The 22142-nt window shown below is 48.0% G+C and carries 18 protein-coding genes; 11 read left to right on the plus strand and 7 right to left on the minus strand.

Translation table 11 applies throughout. The features are described from left to right. Nucleotides 1–36 precede the first annotated feature (36 nt). Genes tsaE through trxA form a run of 6 tightly spaced genes read left to right on the plus strand, consistent with a single transcriptional unit; the run spans nt 37 to nt 8920 of the window. Nucleotides 37–531: a tRNA (adenosine(37)-N6)-threonylcarbamoyltransferase complex ATPase subunit type 1 TsaE gene (gene tsaE / locus BFP76_RS01160; protein ID WP_099591516.1), complete on the plus strand. Its 495-nt coding sequence runs from the start codon at nt 37–39 to the stop codon at nt 529–531. After that, nucleotides 524–1540 carry an aminoglycoside phosphotransferase family protein gene (locus tag BFP76_RS01165; RefSeq protein ID WP_099591340.1) on the plus strand — a complete coding sequence of 339 codons (1017 nt, stop codon included), beginning with the start codon at nt 524–526 and terminating at the stop codon, nt 1538–1540. The genes tsaE and BFP76_RS01165 overlap by 8 nt, the downstream gene beginning before the upstream one ends. Further along, on the plus strand, nt 1530–2228 hold the full coding sequence (locus BFP76_RS01170; RefSeq protein ID WP_099591341.1) for a nucleotidyltransferase family protein: 699 nt from the start codon (nt 1530–1532) through the stop codon (nt 2226–2228). The genes BFP76_RS01165 and BFP76_RS01170 overlap by 11 nt, the downstream gene beginning before the upstream one ends. After that, complete coding sequence (addB, locus tag BFP76_RS01175) at nt 2221–5160, plus strand: double-strand break repair protein AddB (RefSeq protein ID WP_165775624.1); 2940 nt, start codon at nt 2221–2223, stop codon at nt 5158–5160. The genes BFP76_RS01170 and addB overlap by 8 nt, the downstream gene beginning before the upstream one ends. Beyond that, nucleotides 5157–8546, plus strand: a complete 3390-nt coding sequence (addA, locus tag BFP76_RS01180) for a double-strand break repair helicase AddA (RefSeq protein ID WP_099591343.1) — start codon at nt 5157–5159, stop codon at nt 8544–8546. Before addB ends, addA begins: the two co-directional genes overlap by 4 nt. A gap of 44 nt (nt 8547–8590) precedes the next feature. After that, nucleotides 8591–8920: a thioredoxin gene (gene trxA, locus BFP76_RS01185; protein ID WP_099591344.1), complete on the plus strand. Its 330-nt coding sequence runs from the start codon at nt 8591–8593 to the stop codon at nt 8918–8920. Between the two features lie 118 nt (nt 8921–9038). Here trxA and nadC read toward each other — a convergent pair whose 3' ends face one another. The 3 genes from nadC to nadA are packed head-to-tail and all read right to left on the minus strand — an operon-like array spanning nt 9039 to nt 12493. Next, on the minus strand, nt 9039–9887 hold the full coding sequence (gene nadC, locus BFP76_RS01190) for a carboxylating nicotinate-nucleotide diphosphorylase (RefSeq protein ID WP_099591345.1): 849 nt from the start codon (nt 9885–9887) through the stop codon (nt 9039–9041). 11 nt (nt 9888–9898) lie between these two features. Further along, complete coding sequence (locus BFP76_RS01195) at nt 9899–11449, minus strand: L-aspartate oxidase (protein ID WP_099591346.1); 1551 nt, start codon at nt 11447–11449, stop codon at nt 9899–9901. A 3-nt stretch (nt 11450–11452) separates the two neighbouring features. Continuing rightward, nucleotides 11453–12493 carry a quinolinate synthase NadA gene (nadA, locus tag BFP76_RS01200; protein ID WP_099591347.1) on the minus strand — a complete coding sequence of 347 codons (1041 nt, stop codon included), beginning with the start codon at nt 12491–12493 and terminating at the stop codon, nt 11453–11455. 197 nt (nt 12494–12690) lie between these two features. On the opposite strand from nadA, the gene galE reads away from it, so the two are divergent. Continuing rightward, on the plus strand, nt 12691–13707 hold the full coding sequence (gene galE / locus BFP76_RS01205; protein WP_099591348.1) for a UDP-glucose 4-epimerase GalE: 1017 nt from the start codon (nt 12691–12693) through the stop codon (nt 13705–13707). A gap of 50 nt (nt 13708–13757) precedes the next feature. Here the strand turns inward: galE and BFP76_RS01210 are convergent, their stop codons facing one another. After that, the gene (locus tag BFP76_RS01210; protein ID WP_099591517.1) at nt 13758–15257 is read right to left on the minus strand and encodes a CoA-acylating methylmalonate-semialdehyde dehydrogenase; all 1500 of its coding nucleotides are present in this window, start codon (nt 15255–15257) and stop codon (nt 13758–13760) included. A 104-nt stretch (nt 15258–15361) separates the two neighbouring features. Between BFP76_RS01210 and BFP76_RS01215 the strand changes: the two genes are divergently transcribed. The 3 genes from BFP76_RS01215 (at nt 15362) to BFP76_RS01225 (ending at nt 18624) form a co-directional block, all read left to right on the plus strand. Continuing rightward, a complete protein-coding gene (locus BFP76_RS01215) occupies nt 15362–16261 on the plus strand; it encodes a LysR family transcriptional regulator (protein ID WP_099591518.1) in 900 nt (299 codons plus the stop codon). Nucleotides 16262–16417: 156 nt separating this feature from the next. Then, nucleotides 16418–18001 (plus strand): isocitrate lyase, encoded by a 1584-nt coding sequence (locus tag BFP76_RS01220; protein ID WP_099591349.1) that lies wholly within the window; start codon nt 16418–16420, stop codon nt 17999–18001. Nucleotides 18002–18144: 143 nt separating this feature from the next. Continuing rightward, nucleotides 18145–18624 carry a lytic transglycosylase domain-containing protein gene (locus BFP76_RS01225; RefSeq protein ID WP_099591350.1) on the plus strand — a complete coding sequence of 160 codons (480 nt, stop codon included), beginning with the start codon at nt 18145–18147 and terminating at the stop codon, nt 18622–18624. A gap of 3 nt (nt 18625–18627) precedes the next feature. Here BFP76_RS01225 and BFP76_RS01230 read toward each other — a convergent pair whose 3' ends face one another. Then, nucleotides 18628–20031, minus strand: coding sequence for a helix-turn-helix domain-containing protein (locus tag BFP76_RS01230; protein ID WP_099591351.1), 1404 nt, complete (start codon nt 20029–20031; stop codon nt 18628–18630). 145 nt (nt 20032–20176) lie between these two features. On the opposite strand from BFP76_RS01230, the gene BFP76_RS01235 reads away from it, so the two are divergent. Continuing rightward, on the plus strand, nt 20177–20392 hold the full coding sequence (locus tag BFP76_RS01235) for an SMc00767 family acetate metabolism repressor (RefSeq protein WP_099591519.1): 216 nt from the start codon (nt 20177–20179) through the stop codon (nt 20390–20392). Nucleotides 20393–20474: 82 nt separating this feature from the next. On the opposite strand, the gene BFP76_RS01240 is transcribed toward BFP76_RS01235, so the two are convergent. Then, nucleotides 20475–20885: a hypothetical protein gene (locus BFP76_RS01240; RefSeq protein WP_099591352.1), complete on the minus strand. Its 411-nt coding sequence runs from the start codon at nt 20883–20885 to the stop codon at nt 20475–20477. A gap of 5 nt (nt 20886–20890) precedes the next feature. Next, entirely contained in the window at nt 20891–22126 is a 1236-nt protein-coding gene (locus tag BFP76_RS01245) for a bifunctional folylpolyglutamate synthase/dihydrofolate synthase (protein ID WP_099591520.1), read from the minus strand. Between the last annotated feature and the right edge of the window lie 16 nt (nt 22127–22142).

Here is a 22142-nt window from a genome sequence, read left to right on the forward strand (position 1 = left end):
GTTATCGTAACCCCAAAGGGTAACGAGGCAGTCACATTGCAAATTAAGCTATTTTTGGATTCTGTTGATGCGACAACTGCGCTTGCGCAAAAATTGGCGAGCCGATTGCAAAATGGCGATACGATTTTGTTATATGGCGATGTTGGTGCGGGCAAAACGCATTTCGCACGACAAATAATTTCCACGCGACTGGCCGTTGATGGAATAAACGAAGATATTCCCTCGCCTACTTTCACTTTGGTACAAACATATGAAACGACACAGGGCGAAATTTGGCATGCCGATCTTTATCGCCTGACATCAATTGATGAAATTGACGAGCTTGGTCTTGAAGACTCCATCGGTGATGCAATTTGTTTGATCGAATGGCCCGAAAAAATCCAAGAAAATTTGGCAGCGCATGCATTGCAAGTTCATCTTGAAACCTGTGATGAAAATACGCGAAATGTTGTTCTGGAATGGCAACATCAAAAATGGGATGACATGTTACACGATGTAATAAAAACACTGGAAAACCCAATTGATGCATAATCGTGAAACCGAAATTATCGCATTTTTGAAATCAAATGGAATGGGTGCTGCGACACGCACATCATTGGTGGCTGATGCATCCTTTCGCAGGTATGAGCGGATCGAAAATAATGCTGACATTTCTATATTAATGGATGCACCGCCTGAAACAAATCTGCCGGTTAAAATTTTCGCTGATGTCACCACGCTTTTGCACAATGCGGGTGTTTCGGTTCCCAAAATTTTTAAGGCAAATTTTGATCGTGGCTTTTTATTGATCGAAGATTTCGGAAATGACTTATTTGCAAATTTGTGCCGCACAAATCCGGAAATGGAAATGGATCTGTACCGCGCCGCAATTGACGTATTGCTTCAGGTTCAAAAAAACGCGTCCTGTGAATCATTGCCACCTTATGATCTGGCTACATATCAACGCGAATCCGATCTTGCGCTGGAATGGTATTATCCCGCGACAATAGGAAACCAACCACTAGACGCTCAATTTTCAACGCTGCGCGCATTGATCAAAGATACAACAGATGCACTCGAACCTTTCGACAGATGTACAATTTTGCGCGACTTTCACGCGGAAAATTTGCTTTGGTTGCCACAACGAAGCGGCGTAAAACGTGTCGGTTTGCTTGATTACCAAGACGCGCTTGCAGGTCATCCTGCATACGATGTGGTGTCATTGCTCGAAGATGCGCGGCGCGATACATCACCCGAATTACAAAACGAAATGAAGTCTTATTTCATTGCTCAATCAGGGATCAATGAATCCACGTTTAACCAAGCGTATCACACGCTTGGCGCCCAACGAAATTTGAAAATCATTGGCTTGTTTACCCGGCTTGCCGCGCGTGATGGCAAGGTGCAATATCTTGAACTCATCGAACGCGTTTGGAACCATTTAATGCATGATCTTTCCCATCCAGCATTGCACGATTTGGCAAATTGGGTCGCAGAAAATTTGCCCCAGCCAAATGAATCTGTAATGAAAAAACTTGTGGATTACCATCATGAAGCCTGATGCCGCGATGATATTTGCAGCGGGTTTTGGCACGCGTATGGGCGCGCTTACGAAATCAACGCCCAAGCCGTTGATAAAAATATCCAACAAACCACTAATTGATTACGCCTTGGATTTGGTGAACGCGGCAGATGTGAAAACAACCGTGGTTAATCTTCACTATTTACCGGAACAAATTGAACGTCATTTGGAAAATACGCAGGTAAAAACGCTTCGTGAAGCTCCTGATATCTTGGAAACAGGCGGAGGATTGAAAAACGCATTGCCAATATTGGGAAATGATCCAGTTTTCACACTTAATTCCGATGCGGTTTGGACTGGGGCAAACCCATTAACGCTTTTGCGTGATCATTGGAATCCCGAAACGATGGATGGTCTTTTGGCGCTGATCCCATTGGAAAACGCCCAAGAATACGCTGGTGCCGGTGATTTTTTCCTTGATCAACACGGGTCCTTACGCCGCCGTGGAACATCAAAAACCGCCCCATTTGTTTTTTCTGGCGCACAAATTATCAAAACAGATATGTTGCAATCCATCAATAAGACAAGCTTTTCATTGAATATCCTTTGGGATGAAATGTTAAAAAACAATCGCTTACATGGCGTTGTTCATCATGGTGGATGGGTGGATGTCGGCCATCCCAACGGCATCATCACCGCAGAAAACGAATTGGCAAAACATGTTTAAGCCAACAAAAACCCCAAGAGTATTTTCCCAATCAATTGGAGTAGACTTTTTTAACGCTTTTGTTGCGGGACTTCTTGAAAGAACATCGGATAAGCCGCCCGAATATTTGGCGACAATCGAAATATTCGTGAACACAACCCGCGCGGCGCGCAGATTAAAACAGCTTTTCATCGAATCTGGTGCCTGTTTATTGCCCCGCATTCGATTGATCACCGATTTGGCGAATGATCCGCTTGCGCCGATCTCGCTTCCAAAACCAGTGCCAGCGTTGCGCAGGCGTTTACAATTGGGTCAGCTGGTTCAGGCATTGATCAAATCGGACCCATCGCTTGCGCCGCAATCGGCGGCTTATGATTTGGCCGATGCATTGGCCGCGTTGATGGATGAATTCCAAGGCGAAGCGGTGCCGCTTTCCGCTCTTGAAGGTATTGTTCTGGAAAACCAATCAGAACATTGGAATCGTTCGTTAAAGTTTTTGCAAATTATCGCAACACATTGGACAGAAAACGCCCGTACCGACCCCAATGACCGACAACATCATGTTGCACAAGCATACGCAGATTATTGGCGCGAAAATCCACCAAACCACCCCATTATCGTTGCGGGTTCTACCGGTTCGCGTGGGCACACAGCGTTGTTCATGGAAGCGGTTGCCAATTTGCCATTAGGTGCAATTGTATTACCTGGTTTTGACAAGGATATGCCAACTGGCGTTTGGCAAACCCTATGCAAATCCAACTCTGCCCTTGATCACCCACAGGCCGGTTTTGCAAAACTACTTACCCGATTGAAAGTGAACCCAGCCGATATTGATCATTGGCATGACAAAGCGCCATTTAATATTGATCGAAATGAACTTGTTTCGCTCGCCCTGCGGCCCGCACCGGTTACCGATCAATGGCGAAAAGAGGGTAAAAAACTTTCGCCAAATATTTATAATTCAACAATAAATATTGATTTTATAGAGGCAAAATCACCCAAAGAGGAAGCATTGGCAATCGCGGTACGTTTGCGAAAGGCCGCCGAAGACGGCGTGCAATCCGTTCTGATTACACCCGATCGTAATCTTACACGTCGTGTTGAAACTGCGCTTGGGCGTTGGGGAATTATCCCTGATGATAGCGCTGGTCAGCCGCTTGATCTGTCGCCACCGGGTGTGTTTTTGCGTTTGGCCGCCGATGTGATGGGACAAAAACTTTCACCTCAGCGTCTGCTTGCAATTTTGAAACACCCGCTAACCCATAGCGGTGGTGACCGCGGCGAACACCAGCGTCGGATCAGTGAAATCGAGCTTAAAATTTTACGCGGTGGCGATCCGGAGGTGAATTTCGACACCATGCGTAATTGGGCGCAAAAACTTAACGATCCTGCGAGCATCCAATGGGTTGCATGGCTGGAATCAGCATTCAAAACGGTTGAAAATGCCGCCCCACGTGATTTGACGCAGTGGATTCATGATCACCAAACGCTAGCGCAGACATTATCAAGGGGTGCGGATAAAGACGCCACAGGTGCGTTATGGGACAAAGAGGCAGGGATCGAAGCCGGCAAAATTTGGCAAGAGTTCAGTGCAGAATCCAAATATGGCGGCATATTAAACATCACCGAATATCGCGCATTGCTACGCTTGGTATTATCCAAAGGTGAAATTCGCGGCGCAACCCAAGCGCACCCGCTCATTTCCATATGGGGAACGATGGAGGCGCGCGTTCAAGGCAGCGAGCTTGTCATTCTCGGTGGCTTGAACGAGGGAATTTGGCCCAAAACACCATCGCCCGACCCTTGGCTAAATCGCAATATGCGCGGGCAAATTGGGCTCGCGCTTCCTGATCGGCAAATCGGGTTGTCGGCACATGATTTTCAACTGGCGATCGGATCACCCAATGTGGTGTTATCCCGTGCAATACGGGACAATGAATCCCCGACTGTTGCGTCGCGCTGGATGATAAGGTTATCAAACCTTATCAAAGGCATAGATGATGAAAGTAATGCGCAATTCCAATCAATGCAATCGCGTGGCAACCATTGGATCGCGATTGCCAATGCGATTGATCGGGTTGAAAACACCGAACCGCGTGCAACACGACCTTCGCCAATGCCACCAGCATCCGCGCGCCCAGACAGGCTATCCGTAACTGAAATCAAAAATCTGGTGCGCGATCCATATGCAATTTATGCAAAACATGTTCTTGGTTTACGCAAATTGGATGATGTTGGACGCGAACCAGATGCATTGGTACGCGGTATTTCCATACACACATTTCTGGAGAACTACGTTTCAGAAGCAATTGAAAACAAAGAAAAATTAAATTCAGAATATTTCATAAATCTTGCCGAATCCGTTTTGGCGAAAGAGGTCCCATGGCCCGCGATGCAGCGTCTTTGGTTGGCGCGATTGCAACGTGTCGCGCAATGGTTTGTAGAGGGCGAGGTTGATCGACAAAAATTTGGCACCGTGATCGCACAGGAACGCCGTGGTAAATTTTATGATGCTGAACTGGATTTTACGCTTTCGGTTCAAGCGGACCGTATCGACATGAACGACGCAGGAAATTATGCGATTTACGATTACAAAGCGGGCAAACCACCCACAGCGAAATCGATTGCCGATTTTGACAAACAGTTACAGTTAGAAGCGGCAATCGCGGGCAAAGGTAAATTTGATGACCTTGGTTCAGCAAAGGTTGTTCATCTTGAATATATTGGCATGCATCAAGATCAAGAAACCCGTGAAATCCCCATAGATAGCCCGCCGATCGATCAGGTGTGGGAAGAATTTCGCCAATTGATTTCAAACTACAAACTGACCAAAACAGGTTTCACTGCGCGTGATAAGCTATTATCAGAAAACGATTTTTCTGATTATGATCACTTATCGCGCAAGGGTGAATGGGAACTTACCGATGACCCTGATCCAAAGGAAGTGCCATGATCGCATTTGATGATGCAACGCTCGCCCAAATTCGCGCGGCTGATCCTGCAAAATCCACGTGGGTATCTGCAAATGCGGGATCTGGGAAAACGCGTGTATTAACCGATCGCGTTGCCAGACTACTATTACACGGTACAGATCCGCAAAAAATCCTCTGTCTGACCTATACAAAAGCGGCCGCCGCTGAAATGCAAATTCGATTGTTTCAACGCCTTGGCGAATGGGCGATGATGGAAGAATCCGACCTTCGCGACGCGTTGTTAAAACTGGGTGAACCGAAAGAAGTTTTGACGGATGACAAGCTTCGTCTTGCACGGACTTTGTTTGCCAGTGCGCTGGAAACGCCTGGTGGGCTAAAAATTCAAACAATTCACAGTTTTTGCGACGCGTTGTTGCGACGATTCCCCGTTGAATCCGGCGTTTCACCCCAATTTGAAATGATGAATGATCGCCAAAAAGCACAGATTTGCGCAGATATTTTAGAAAATATGGCATCAGGCGAATTTCAAAACGTTTTTGACGAATTCGCCCAATTTTTTACAGGCGCGGATAGTGATGAACTTCTAGCGGAAATTGTTAAAAATCGAGATGATTTTAATCGCAAGCCGAAACCCCATGATTTTGGTCTGTCTGGCGATGAAACATTAGAAATGATATCTGCGGCCGTTTTCACAGATCAAAACCGCGCAATCCTTTCGAAGTTGGCTGAATTGATGGAAAGTGGTGGAGTCACAGACATAAAAAATGCCCCAACGATCCTAGCCGCGCTGAGCACAAGCGATACCAACAACGCCTTACAAAAACTTGAAAGCGTATTGCTTACCGGTGCTGGGGCAAAGACAACTGGACCATTTAGTGCAAAAATTGACAAGGTTCCAGGACAAGCAGCGCTTAAAAAAGGTGATCCATTCAGGAATGAAATCAATGATTTAATGCGCATGGTTGAAGCAGTTCGTGATCAACGCTTATCTCTTTTGTCCTTTCAACGCACCAAGGCGCTTCATCGGTTTGCGGGCATTTTCTTGGAACAGTTTGATGCATATAAAATGCAAACCGGCCTGTTGGATTATGATGATCTCATCAACCGAGCACGACAATTGTTAACACAATCAAGCATGGCATCTTGGGTGTTATATCGTCTGGATGGCGGTATTGATCACATATTGGTCGACGAAGCACAGGACACCAGTGCCCAACAATGGGATGTGGTTCAACAGTTGCATGCAGAATTTACCAGCGGAGAATCTGCAAATGATGCGCAGCGCACGTTGTTTATTGTCGGCGATGAAAAGCAATCCATCTATTCATTTCAGGGCGCTGATCCGCGCATATTTGGCGATATCAAAAACCATTTTTCTACTCAGCTTGCGCAGGTAAACAATCCGCTCGCATCCCAAGATTTGCTGTATTCATTCCGATCCGCCGCACCGATTATGCGATTGGTTGATAATGTGTTTCAAAACTTGCCGGAAAATCGATTTCAAAACGATGTGCAACATATTGCTTTTAAATCAGAAATGGCAGGGCGTATCGATTTATGGCCGGTGATTGAAAAGGGTGAAAAACCTGCGGAAAATCCGTGGTATCAGCCTAATAATTCACCTGCACCTGATGATCCGCGCATTTTGTTGGCGCGCCAAATTGCCGACGAAATATCCACCATCATCAAAAGCGGTCAGTTGATCGAAGTTGATAATAAAATCCGCCCCGTCAAAGCAGGCGATTTTCTCATTCTTGTGCGTAGTCGTGGCGCGTTATTCAAAGCAATTATCAAAGAGTTAAAATCTGCAATGGTGCCGGTTGCAGGCGCGGATCGCTTTGAGGTCGGCGCAGAATTAGCAGTACAAGACATCATGTCATTGCTGAAATTCGCTGCGACCGCAGAGGATGATTTATCTTTGGCAGAATCGCTCCGATCACCCATCATTGGGATCAGCGAGGGCGAATTATTTTCGCTGGCACACGGGCGTAAAGGATATCTCTGGCAAGAATTGCGTACCAAATCAGATCAATTCGCAAACGCGCATAAAATTGTCAGCGATATTCGCAACAAAGCAGATTTTGAACGCCCTTATGATTTAATCGAACGCATATTGATCGATCACAACGGACGTCAAAACCTGATCGCGCGTCTTGGCCCAGAGGCCGAAGATGGGATTGATGAGCTTTTGTACCAAGCGATGCAATACGAACAAACAGAAGCGCCCACACTTACAGGATTTTTGCACTGGTTTGCGTCTGATGAAATGCAAATCAAACGCCAAATGGACAGCGCGGGAAATACTGTGCGGGTGATGACAGTTCACGGCGCCAAAGGTTTGGAAGCGCCGATCGTGATTTTGCCAGATACGGCGCAAGAAAAACAACGCGATCGCAATCAGCTTATCACACTGGAAAACGGCTTGATCAGCTGGAAGACACTGAGCAATGACGCAAACAAAGCACAAATGGCGGCGAGCCAAACACAAAAATCGCTGGATACACGCGAACGGATGCGCCTGTTGTATGTGGCGCTGACCCGCGCTGAAAGTTGGCTGATCATTTGTGGTGCTGGTGATTTGGGAAAATCAGGTGAAACTTGGTATGAACTTATCTCTAGCGGGATGGAACATATGCCTGTGGAAACGATTGCGCATCCAGTGCTTGGCGATATTAAATCTGTTTGCAATGAAGCGTGGCACGGCGTTGGCACAGCGGATGAAAACAGCGACGATCAACAGATTGATCCGCCAATCTGGGCAAAAACCACTGCCAAAAAATTACCCCGCCCCGCACAACCCATCAGCCCAAGCAGCCTGCCGGGTGCAAAGGCGCTATCGGGTGAAAATGACGGTTTAAGCGTTGAACAGGCCATGGAACGTGGCACTCAAATTCATTTATTATTGGAACATTTGCCTCGTGTTCCACGCGGAGAGCAATTTGCATTTGGCGAAAATTTGTTACGTACGCGTTATGACGATTTGCATGAACGTGAGATTACCAAACTTTGCCAAGAGGCCATCGCGGTGACATCCGCACAAGAGCTGGAATTTTTATTTGCTCCCAATTCTTTGGCAGAGGTAAATATCACCGCACCATTGATGGGGGCCCACGGGTTGATAATGGATGGGATTATTGACCGCCTTGTTGTGACGCCCGAAAAACTTTGGGTGATTGACTATAAAACCAATGCCATTGTGCCCGCGCATCCCGAACAAACGCCTGCTGGGATACTCGCGCAAATGGGTGCGTATTTGGTGGCGATCAAACAGATTTATCCACAACATGAAATTGAATTGGCGATTTTGTGGACACGAAACGCGAAACTGATGAATTTACACCACGATATCGTGATGAATGCGCTGAACGACGCACAACATCTTGACCCTGTCGGTACGCGTTCTTAGATTGATAGAGATAGAAAGATTCTTGAGGTCAGGAGGCAGACCAAATGTCAGAAACAGTTAAAGTAACAGACGACACATTCGAAGAAGAAGTTACCAACAGCACAATTCCTGTATTGGTGGATTTTTGGGCCGAATGGTGTGGTCCATGTAAACAAATCGGCCCATCTTTGGAAGAATTGGCCGCAGAATATGACGGCAAAGTTAAGATCGTAAAAGTGAACGTGGACGAAAACCCACAATCACCAGCACAGCTTGGTGTGCGCGGCATTCCAGCGTTGTTCATGTTCAAAGACGGTCAAATCGTATCAAACAAAACAGGTGCCGCACCAAAAGCCGCACTTGCCGATTGGATCAAAGAAAGCGTTAGCGTTTAAACTTATCCAAATTTGATTTCGAAAGGGCGGCATTTGTCGCCCTTTTTTGTGCCGATGGCACAGGCTTTTGCCGACAATTGCATTTTGGATATTTGAACAAAATGGAGATGGGCCTTGGTTAAAAATCAAGACCCAAGTCTAGGTTTGTTACCGTATGCGTGAGCGCCCCAACCGAAATATAATCAACGCCTGTCGCCGCAACCGATGCAATACGATCAAGCTGCATGCCCCCCGATGCCTCGACAGTGAGGGCACCATTGACCATATCAACCGCGGTTTTCATATCCGCGTTGGACATATTATCAAGCAGTACGACATTTGCACCGCCAACCTTAAGCACCGTTTCAAGCTGTTTCAGGTTATCAACTTCGATTTCAATCATGCGCATATGTGATGCAAATTCACGTGCGCGTTCAAGCACATCTTTGATGCTACCAGCGGCGGCGATGTGGTTATCCTTGATCATGATCGCATCGTTAAGACCAAAACGATGGTTTGAACCACCACCGTGACGTACGGCCTCTTTTTCAACCAGGCGTAGGCCAGGTGTTGTTTTGCGTGTGCATGTGATTTTTGCTTTGTGACCTTTGGTTTCGGCGACAAATGCCGCAGTCATCGTGGCAATTCCGGACAGACGACCCGCAAGGTTCAGCGCTACACGTTCACCCATCAGGATCGATTTTGCATCGCCATCAATGGTCATGCAAACGTCACCTTTTTTGGCAACCTGTCCATCAGCGATAAAGGTTTTAACCTCAAGATCACGATTCACTGTGTGAAAAGCAATGCGCGCCAGTTGCATGCCGCTGATCACACCTGGATCGCGGGCATTTAATCGCGCCGAATATTGTGTGCCATCGGGAATGACCGCACGGCTGGTGACATCACCCGCACCGCCAAGATCTTCGTCCAAAGCGCGCTTAATCAAGTCTTCCAGCAAAAAATCAGGGACGGCGGGATGTTCCATTTATCTAATCCTTACAGGCTATTACGCAGCGCAATTGCATCAGTTAGCGTGATTTCTGTGCGATGGCGCAACGTGTCATTTTTTTCGGGATAGTCCGTGCGATAATGACCACCGCGTGATTCTTTGCGATTATACGCGGCCGCAGCGATCAACGTGGCCGCGGCCAGCATATTATCGAAATTGGTGGATTTATGACCATATTGCGCATCCAGCTCTTTAAATTTGCGCAACGCAGCGGCCAAACCCTGTTCATCACGCATAACACCAACATGGGCCGACATAGTTTCACGTAGCTTTAGCACCGCGTCCTCATCAACCAAAGCATGCCCAATTTCTGGAATTTTAAGGTTAGAGTGATATTGCATGCCCTTGTTATCATTAAGTTTATTCAACATACCCGTTGCACATGTCGCGGCGTAAACCAACGCTTCCAGCAAACCGTTAGATGCGAGGCGGTTAGCACCGTGCAGACCCGTTGACGAGGCTTCGCCAGCAACCCAAAGACCATCAATTGACGACATACCAGTTTGATCCGTGAAAACGCCGCCCATATGATAATGCGCGGCAGGAACGATTGGGATCGGCTGTTTTGTCGGGTCAATTCCCGCTTTCAAACATGCGCCCGAAACGGATGGGAATTCGTCAATGATATGATCACCAATGGCCGCCCGCGTATCCAACATGGGCACGTTGCCAATTTGGTGTTGGTGAAAATTTGCGCGCGCAACGATATCACGTGGCGCCAATTCAGCATCTTCGTGCACGGCCAACATGTAACGTTCACCATGTTTGTTAATCAATATCGCGCCTTCACCGCGCAATGCTTCTGTTGCCAATGGTGCCGGATCAAGGTTCAGGTCAATCGCCGTTGGATGGAATTGCACAAATTCAGCATCTGCAATTTTTGCACCCGCACGCGCCGCCATGCCAAGCGCAAGACCGCGCACCGATGGGGGATTGGTTGTTTTAAGATACAAGCTCCCTGCGCCACCTGCAGCAAGCAGATATGATTTGGCCTGAATAATTTCAGGCTCTTTGCCATTCTTTGATACAACAACGCCTTGCATCTCATTGTTTTCACACAAAAGATCAAGTGCGGTGTAACCTTCAAGAACGGTAATGGATTTGGTGCGTTGAACCTCTTCCACCAGGGTTTTCATGATCGCAGCACCGGCCTGATCGCCCTTGACGCGCACGACGCGGGCGAAACCATGTGCAGCCTCTTTTGACATCACAAACCCGCCTTGGGGTGTGCGATCAAATGGTGTTCCAACCTCTGCCAATTCCAAAACGTGTTCTTTGGCAGCGGCGGTGACGAATTTGGCGATATCTGCATCAACAATCCCATCGCCCGCATTTACCGTATCCAATGCGTGTGCTTCTGGCGTATCGTTTTCATCCATCGCGGCGGCAACGCCACCCTGAGCCCATGCGGATGACGCGCCAAAGCCCAATGGCTCTGGCGATAAAACTGTGACCTTTTGCGGGGCAAGCGTAAGTGCGGCGTATAGACCAGCCAAACCTGCCCCGATAATCAAGATATTGTGTTGGTCATCGGACACGTATTATTTCCGATCAATCATGCGCTGAACAGCAAGGCGTGCCTTAACAGCCATGTCAGGGTCAACGATGACCTCTTCTGTCATTGTATGCAGCGACCAAAGGATTTTTTCCAAGGTGATTTTTTGCATATGTGGGCAAAGATTACATGGGCCGAGGAAGTGCACCTCTGGTACTTCGTCCGCGATGTTGGACCCCATGGAACATTCGGTTACCAACAATACCTTTTCTGGTTTGTTCTCTTTGACATAATTGATCATGCCAGCGGTCGATCCGCTAAAGTCGGCCTCTGCCACAACATCAACTGGGCATTCAGGATGCGCGATAATCACGGCGTCTGGTTCGTATTTGCGATATTCGCGCAATTCATCCGCCTTGAATTCGATATGCACCATGCATTCGCCTTCCCAATAGACGATTTTCTTTTTGGTTTCTTTGGCAACGTTTTGTGCCAAATGCCCATCAGGGGTCATGATCACCAAATCGCTGTCCATGGAATTTACGATGTCCACGGCATTTGATGATGTACAGCAAATGTCCGATGCGGCCTTCACCTCTGCTGTTGTGTTCACATATGACACAACGGGTGCGCCTGGGTATTTTGCACGCATCCCTTCGATATCTTTGGCGGTGATGCTTTCGGCCAGCGAACAGCCAGCCTTACTATCTGGGATGAGAACCGTTTTTTCAGGCGAGAGGATTTTGGACGTTTCCGCCATGAAATGCACACCGCATTGCACGATGACTTGTTCTTTGACTTTGGTTGCCTCGATCGCCAATTGCAAACTGTCGCCAACGAAATCCGCAACACCGTGGAAAATTTGTGGCGTCATATAGTTATGCGCCAGAATTACCGCGTCTTTTTCTTTTTTCAATTCATTGATCGCTTTGACATATGGCGCATAGCGTAGCCAGTCTGCCTCTGGGATAACACGATCCGCACGATCATAGATTTTTTGCGTTTCTTTGAAAATCGCCGCGGAGGGCTCCAGATCAAAATGGGATGCCAGTTGCGATTTCATTTCAGTGCTGCCAGGCAGTATCATAGCGCGTTCCTTTTTCAAGCTGCGTTCAAAGGTATATGTAAGCCCAAACGCCCGAATTAGAAGATTAAACTATTCTAAAAGTATATCCAGCAAAAGGGGCAAGTTATACTGTGTTTATGTTGGCACATAGGTTTCATGAATTGAGTTTTGGTGCAAGCCATCCTAAATAACACACAAAGATCGCGAAAAGGTGCAGATTGACCAAGGTATTATTAACAGGTGGCGCGGGTTTTATTGGGTCACATACATATGTTGCGCTGGTTGAGGCGGGATTTGATGTGGTGATCGTTGATAATTTCGTCAATGCCAATACCAGCGTGATTGATCGCCTTGGAATGATTACCAAGCAAGATGTAATTTTCGAAACCGCAGATTTGCGTGAAATATCCCAATTGGATGCGGTGTTTGACAAACACAAGCCCGATGCCGTTGTCCATTTCGCCGCGTTCAAGGCCGTGGGCGAAAGTGTTGAAAATCCGCTGATGTATTTTGAAAATAACATCAAAGGGTTTTTGAACCTTCTGCGTGCAATGGAAAATCATAATGCGCGCCATTTGGTTTTTTCATCATCTGCCACAATTTATGGCGATCAGGCTGTGCAGCCTATACCAGAAACAGCAACCCGCGGATACACCAGCCCCTATGCGTTTACAAAATTGATCGGCGAACAGATTTTGGAACAAATGGCGGATGCCGATGCGAATTGGAAATTTGGCATTTTGCGCTATTTCAACCCCGCAGGTGCGCATGACAGCGGGTTAATCGGTGAAGATCCCACGGGTATTCCCGATAATCTAATGCCCTATATCGCCAAGGTGGCATTGGGTGAAATGGAACATCTGAATGTGTTTGGCAATGATTATGACACCAAGGATGGCACAGGCATTCGCGATTATATCCATGTTTGCGATTTGGCATTGGCGCATGTGAAATCATTGCAAAAACTGATCGCAGATCAGGCTGGCCATACGGTGAATATCGGCACGGGTGCGGGACAAACAGTGATGGATATGTTGGCGGCATATGGCACTGTTGTTGGGCGCGAATTGCCACATAAGTTAGCTGATCGCCGTGCCGGCGATGTGCGTGAATTAACCGCGCGTGCAGATTTGGCAAAACAGATTTTGGGTTTTCGCGCCGAACGTGATTTGGCGAATATGTGTGAAACCAGTTGGCGATGGGTGCAAAATGCCCAACGCATGAATTCCAAATAAAAACGCCAAGCCGTTTCGGGCTTGGCGCAAGTTCAATGATATTTCGGCGATTATTCCATCACAGGGATTGAAAATTCGCCGCCCTCTTTGATGCCTGATGGCCAACGGGCGGTCACTGTTTTTGTGCGTGTGTAGAATTTGAACGCATCTGGCCCGTGTTGATTCAAATCACCAAACACGGATTTTTTCCAGCCGCCAAATGTGTGATATGCCAATGGCACAGGGATCGGCACGTTGATACCAACCATGCCCACATTTACACGGTTTGCAAAATCACGCGCGGTGTCACCATCGCGGGTGTAAATCGCGGTACCATTGCCATATTCATGATCCATCGCCAAACCCAATGCGTCTTCGTAGGATTGCGCACGCACCACTGACAATACGGGGCCAAAGATTTCTTTTTGATAGATTTCCATATCCGATGTCACATGGTCAAACAAATGCGCACCAACAAAGAAACCGTCTTCGTAGCCTTGCAAATTGAAATCACGGCCATCAACCACAAGTTTCGCACCCGCCTCGACACCTGATTCAACCAGCTTCAGAATGTTTTCTTTGGCAGCACCCGTGACAACAGGGCCAAAATCAACATCGTTGCCAGATGTGTATGGGCCAACTTTCAATGCCTCGACACGTGGTGCAAGTTTTTCAACCAAGCGATCGGCTGTGTCTTCGCCCACGGGAACGGCAACCGAAATCGCCATACAACGTTCGCCCGCCGCACCATAACCGGCGCCAACCAATGCGTCTGCTGCTTGATCCATATCCGCATCGGGCATGATGATCATGTGGTTTTTCGCGCCACCAAAACATTGAACGCGTTTGCCATTCGCACAACCGCGTGCATAGATATATTCCGCAATCGGTGTTGAACCCACAAATCCGATGGATTGAATCACGTCGTGATCAAGGATAGCATCGACCGCCTCTTTATCACCATTCACAACTTGCAAAATGCCATCGGGAAGACCTGCTTCTTGTAACAGCTCGGCCAACATGATTGGCACAGATGGATCGCGTTCGGATGGTTTAAGGATAAACGCGTTGCCACATGCGATGGCGGGGGCGAACATCCACATCGGGATCATCGCAGGGAAGTTAAACGGCGTGATACCCGCCGTAACGCCCAAAGCTTGGCGCATAGAATACATATCAATGCCAGGGCCCGCGCTATCGGTGAAATCACCCTTAAGCAATTGCGGCGCGCCGATACAGTATTCGACCACTTCCAAGCCACGCTGAACATCACCCGCGGCGTCTGGCAAGGTTTTGCCGTGTTCACGGCTCAACGCTTCGGCCAATTTGTCCATGTCACGATTCATCAATGCAACGAATTTCATCAACACGCGTGCGCGGCGTTGTGGGTTTGTGGCTGCCCATGCAGGTTGCGCGGCGGCGGCGCCGGCAACGGCGGCCTCTAATTCAGCCGCATTGGCCAATGGCGTTTGCGCCTGAACTTCGCCCGTTGCTGGGTTATAGACATCGCTAAACCGGCCAGATGTGCCTGCAACGCGTTTACCGTTAATAAAATGTGTCAGTTGTTCCATGATGGAATCCTCCCGTAAAAGATATGACACCCTTTTAAACTGCAAAAATTCAAGATAAACACGAAAGATAGCAAATTCATCTTGCAAAAATGCAAAGAGGTGCCATGCGCAATTGGGATGATTACCGTGTTTTTTTAGAGGTTGCCCGCACGGGGAGCCTGAGCGCCGCATCGGTTATCTTAAAAATGGACCCCGCCACGGTGGGGCGGCGTGTGCAGCGTCTGGAACATAGTTTGGGTGTTGGATTGTTCACCAAAATGCCGCGTGGGTATGTTTTGACCTCTGCTGGGCAGGATTTGCAAAAACATATTGAACAAATCGAAAGCCATGAACGCATCGCGCGTGGCGTTGTGCAAGACACGGATGAAACGCTAACAGGAACGGTCCGTATTGGTGCCACCGATGGTTTGTCAAATTTTGTGTTACCACAGGTTTGCACAGTAATCACCAAAACCTATCCCGCGTTGAACATCCAAATTTTGACACTGCCGCCTGTGTTTAACCTGACCAAGCGCGAGGCCGATATGGCAATCATGGTGACACCCCCCAAAATGGGGCGGCTCTTGTCGGAAAAGATTACTGATTATCATCTGCATCTGGCGGCGCATCGCGATTATTTACAAACCCACGGCGCAATCACAGATGTGAAAGAATTGAAAAATCACCACACGGTTGGATATATTCCCGATCTGGTTTTTGACTCAAGTGTTGATTATCACAGCGAAATTTTCCCCGAACGCGCGCCGAACCTGTCATCAAACAGCGTTGCGGTACAAATGCAATTGGTGCGCCAAGGCGGTGGGATCAGCGTTATTCATGATTTTGTGCTGCCGTTTTTCCAAGATTTCGAACGCTTTCTTGTCGATCAAATATCGTTAACACGATCGTTTTATATGGTGCGTTTGCGCGATGATCAAAGCAATGATCGCCTAAACCGTATTGCCACATTGTTAATGGATGGGATCCGTTCAGAAGTGGAAAGATTAGAATCGTCAATCTTGTAAAAATCACTTGTCATAGTTTTTACAAATTTACAGGTATCCTTTTACAAACTCTCCACAGCGTAACACGATATCACACGCGAAATTGGCGAAATGGCGTGAATGTATACCGTTGTATGCTAACTAAAGGTCAGTCATTTTAACCAAATGGAGGCTGACATGCCCTTTGACAAAGACATCGAATCAATCACTGGCCTGCGCGACACTGCAGGTGGTTCTTGGAATGCAATCGATCCAAGCAACGTTGCACGCATGCGTTTGCAAAACCGATTCAAAACCGGTTTGGACATTGCCCAATACACGGCCGACGTTATGCGCGCTGATATGGATGCATATGACGCTGATTCATCTCAGTACACACAATCACTGGGTTGCTGGCATGGTTTCATCGGTCAGCAAAAAATGATCGCGATCAAAAAACATTTTGGCACGACCAAGCGTAAATATCTGTACCTGTCTGGCTGGATGATCGCCGCGTTGCGTTCTGAATTTGGCCCATTGCCAGATCAATCCATGCACGAAAAAACATCTGTTCCTGCCTTGATCGAAGAATTGTACACATTCTTGCGCCAAGCGGATGCACGTGAATTGGGTGGTTTGTTCCGTGAATTAGACGCTGCACCAGATGCCGCTGCACGCGCAGAAGTACAATCAAAAATCGACAATTTCCAAACACATGTTGTGCCAATCATCGCCGACATCGACGCTGGTTTTGGTAACGCCGAAGCAACATATTTGTTGGCCAAGAAAATGATCGAAGCAGGCGCATGTGCATTGCAAATCGAAAACCAAGTTTCCGATGAAAAACAATGTGGCCACCAAGACGGCAAAGTAACCGTTCCACACGAAGATTTCTTGCAAAAAATCCGCGCATGTCGTCACGCGTTTTTGGAGCTTGGCATCGACAATGGTATCATCGTTGCACGTACAGACAGCCTGGGCGCCGGCCTGACCAAACAAATCGCTTATTCCAAAGAAGCGGGTGATTTGGGCGATCAATACAACAGCTTCCTTGATTGTGAAGAAGTGACCGTAGACACAATGGGCGACAACGACGTTGTTATCAAACGCGACGGCAAATTGATGCGTCCAAAGCGTTTGCCTTCAAACCTGTTCCAATTCAAAGCGGGCACAGGCGAAGCACGTTGTGTTCTGGATTCAATCACATCATTGCAAAATGGTGCGGACATGATCTGGATCGAAACCGAAAAACCACATATCGCGCAAATCGGTGGCATGGTGAGCGAAATTCGCAAAACCGTTCCAAATGCAAAATTGGTTTACAATAACTCACCATCATTCAACTGGACTCTGAACTTCCGTCAGCAAGTATTTGACGCATGGACAGAAGAGGGCCGCGATGTTTCTGCATATGATCGTGCGAACCTGATGTCATCTGCATATGACGAATCTGAATTGTCGGTAGAAGCGGACAAACGCATTCAAACATTCCAAGCGGATTCATCACGCGAAGCGGGTATTTTCCACCACTTGATCACATTGCCAACGTACCACACCGCGGCATTGTCCACGGATAACTTGGCCAAAGAATACTTTGGTGAAGCAGGCATGCTTGGTTATGTTGCAGGTGTTCAGCGTAAAGAAATCCGCCAAGGTATCGCATGTGTGAAACACCAAAATATGTCTGGTTCAGATATGGGTGACGATCACAAAGAATACTTTGCTGGTGAAGCGGCGCTGAAAGCTGCTGGTAAAGACAACACAATGAACCAATTTGGCTAATCCTAACATTGGCTGATTGACATGGGCTCGCGGGGAAACCTGCGAGCCTTTTTCTTGGCGAATTGTCGCCGCTTAAAATCGCCCTCCCTTGCGGCGCACTGCGCTTTGGTTAGTGTTTTGTAAAAACAACCAAAGGAAATTCAATGCAGTCCTTTTCACGCCGCACAACACTTGCGCTTTGCCTTGCGGCACTTGCTAGTTGTGGGGGTTCCAAACCCAAGGCCCGGCCACCCGTGGTGGATAACATTCCACTTTACCCAAACGAAACGCCAGAGCTACGCCGCTTGATTAACAAATACGCCGAAATTTATGATGTGCCCGTTGCGTTGGTGCACCGTGTTGTCAAACGTGAAAGCACCCATAACCCCGCCGCGATCAATCGCCCGTATTATGGATTGATGCAAATCCTGCCAGCCACCGCGAAATCCATGGGATATTCGGGTTCCCCGCAAGGATTGCTGGATGCAGAAACCAACCTGAAATATTCCGTGAAATATTTGCGCGGCGCATGGTTATTATCAGACGGAAGTTTTGATACCGCCGTTAAATGGTATTCACGCGGATATTATTACGAGGCAAAGCGCCGTGGCATGTTGGTGGAAACAGGTTTGCGTTCGCAATAATCATTATTGAAAATCAAACACGCTTAACCCCGTCACCATTTCATCCAATCCCAATGGACGGGTGATTGGTGGTTCGGCGCGCGATAAACATGCGCTGCGTTCACATAAACGACACGCGGGGCCGACCAGCACCTTATTCCCCGAACCAAACACGGTTTGATCCTGAAATTCCGCATCAAGCCCAAGCAAGAATGCAGTGAACCTTGGTCGCTCGCTTAACCCCAATTTGGGGCCTTTGATCGCCTTGCTCAGAGTGATGTATTGCTGGCCGTTTGGCATTTCAACATTGTCTTTGATGGTCATGCGCGTTTGTGCGAATGCTGCGTAAACGCCCAGTTTCGGACAGGCGCCACCAAATTCCGTATGGGGATATCCCATCGCACCGCCGCGGCGCAACACGTTGCCCGCATGATCGGTTTCCATGAAAAAGAATGGCAAACCTTCCATGTCTTTGCGCTGCAATGTCGTGGCGCGATGTGCAGCTTGTGAAAATGAAACAGCAAAGCGGCTAGCGAGTTGATCAATTTCATATTTCCCGCGCAGTGCTACGCGCCAAAACGCTTGATAAGGCATCATGATCGCTTGCGCCCCGTAACGCGCCAAATGGAATCGCGCCAAACGCTGTGCCTCGGCACTTTTGAGGTTTAGGCGTTTCATATCTTCGTCAATTGCATCGCGCAGGACAATCATCGCCGCTTCCATGGCGACCTGTTCAACCTGATCAAAACTGCTGAGCCGATCGGCGATGAACAATCGCATGGTGTGTTTGTCAAAACGGCGGAGCAGATTTGGCATCACTTCGGATGGGACAAATTGCACGGCGATCCCATGTTCGCGTTTGAACCAGTTCACCAAGTTTGCGAGCAACAAGGGGCCGTGACCCAATTCTTTGGCAAAAATTTCCGCCGCTTCGTCGGTGAAGGGATAATAGTTTGCACGTGTTTCCACAGCCTCGTGAAATTCATCTGATGGCAGGCGCGCCTGATCAAGGCTGGTTAATTTACCCTCTTGCGCCAACAGATCCTTAAGGTCGGTTAGCCGTTCTTGGGATTCACGATATGCACGGTAAAGCTTTATCACACCATTGGCGGCATTTGGCGCAGCCTCTGCAACCTCAAACAATTCTTCGGTTCCAGGGAGTTCACCTGCCAGCAATGCATCTGCGAAAACTTCTTTTAATTCGGGGACTGCGCCGCCCGCATCGGTTTTCAATTCTTCAAGATTCAGATCATATTGGCCGCTGAGTTTCAGCAACAATTGCACCGTCAAAGGGCGCTGGTTACGTTCGATCAGGTTCAAATAGCTGGGTGAAATCCCAATTTCCTTGGCCATTGCCGTTTGGCTCAGCCCCAATGAATTACGCAAGCGGCGAATACGGGGGCCAGCAAAGACCTTTTGTTCGGCCATAACAGAATCCTTTTACAGATTTACAAAAATGATTTTTACAATCTTTTACAATATTACACGAAAAAGGCCATATAAAACATTGTTTTAGTCGCGAGAAGTTGTGATTCGTGTAAATCTTGTCACAGAAACCAGAAAGGACGAAGCCATGTCTGCAGAAGTGAAAGAAACACCAGCGGAAAACACCGACCAAACAGATCAAGCCATCCGTATGCTTGCAAATGATCTCCACCGATTGAACCAATCGGTTGTGCGCGCGGTTGAGGCTGGCGTGTCCGTGGAATTGATCCGTTCATCACGCCACCACAATGGCGATGGGAACTGGGGCGATCTGTTGATCCCAGTGATTACCCGCAAAGAATAAGAATACTTCGGACCGGAATCGGAAACTGTTGTTCGAAGCAATTGACCCCAGTGGAAACGCTGGGGTCTTTTATTGGTTGTGATCAGATGTTTGCCTTACACATCATTTCAACCTTGTTGATCACGTTGCGAATAACCCCTTCAAAATGCCACGCATCAGGAATACGCGAAAGCCAAAGACGTTTACCATCAGCATAGATTAGCAGAGATTTTCTCCCACCCCTAAAATGCTTAATTTTGGTCAAATCAATCGCATCAACCAAACCGCTTGGTTCATGGATTAAGACCCGCTTGGTGGTAATCACATATATGATCGGTCGAAAAAGATTGTGAATTATCAGCATTGGTGCAATGACCAAAGCTGGTGCAAATATCAAAATCATTATTATATCGGACAGAGTGGGAAAAATTCGCCCATCAACCGCGTGCACCACCTGTTCATTATCAATCAGCGGTATGGTCAACAATTTTTCTTGTATTGGTGTTACGCTCACTGAGCTCACCCGTTTTCACGCAACACGCCACCCGCAAGATATAGCGAGCCACAGATCAATATACGTGCGGCTGGGTCTTTGGCGGTGATATCTTTCACGGCTGATAAAACATCGTCTGCAACGACTGCGTCAAATTCCGCATCCTTGGCGGCCTTAACTGTTTCTTCGGCGCTGAGCGTTGCTGCTTCGCCTGGGATTGAAACGCCGTGCAAGCTTTCAGATATTTCCGCCAAGGGGCGTAGGTATCCTGCGATATCTTTGGTGTTCAACATGCCAACAATTAGGTGCAATGGGCGTTTGGGCAATCGACCCAATGCTTCTGCCAGCGCCAATCCCGCCGCTGCGTTATGTCCGCCATCCAGCCATAAATCCGCATCCGCCGCCGCATCAACCAACGGACCTGTGCGCAGTTTTTGCATCCGCGCGGGCCATACGGCATTTATCATCGCCGCCTCGCAAGCATCGCCGTCTTTTCCAAGCAATCGTAATGCAGCAATCGCAATCCCTGCGTTCATCACCTGATGCGCACCGATTAATGCGGGCATGGGAAGATCGAGCAATCCATATTCATCTTGAAAAATCAGACGACCGTTTTCTTCCCATACATGCCAATGTTGGCCGTGAATTTTCAGGGTCGCGCCAACCTTGGCCGCCGTGGCTTCGATCACCTCGAGCGCTTCGTCGGGTTGGGGGCCAACCACGCCAAAACAATTGCGTTTCAGGATACCAGCCTTTTCGCCCGCAATCGCGGCCAGCGTGTTCCCTAGATATTGCTCATGATCCATGGACACCGGCGTGATGATCGCCATTTCAGGTGTATCAATCACGTTGGTCGCATCAAGACGCCCGCCCAATCCAACCTCTAGCAACGTGTAATCCGCTGGCGTGCGGGAAAATGCCAAAAACGCAGCACAGGTTGTGATTTCGAAATAGGTGATTGGCACACCGCCATTTTTCAATTCACATTCGGCCAACATTTCCGACAGGGCAGTTTCCGAAATCAATTCACCCGCAAGACGAATACGCTCATGAAATCGCGCAAGATGTGGCGAGGTATATGCATGAACAGAATGTCCCGCGCCCTCTAACCCCGCGCGTAACATTGCTTGGGTTGAACCCTTGCCATTTGTTCCTGCGATATGAATAACGGGTGGGATATCATTTTCAGGATTGCCCAGCGCATCAAGCAATCGATGCATCCGATCAAGTGTCAGATCAATGATTTTGGGATGCAGCGACATCAACCGTTCAAGGATG

The sequence above is a fragment of the Paramylibacter kogurei genome (genome assembly GCF_002742285.1).
GTDB classification, from domain to species: Bacteria; Pseudomonadota; Alphaproteobacteria; order Rhodobacterales; family Rhodobacteraceae; genus Amylibacter; species Amylibacter kogurei.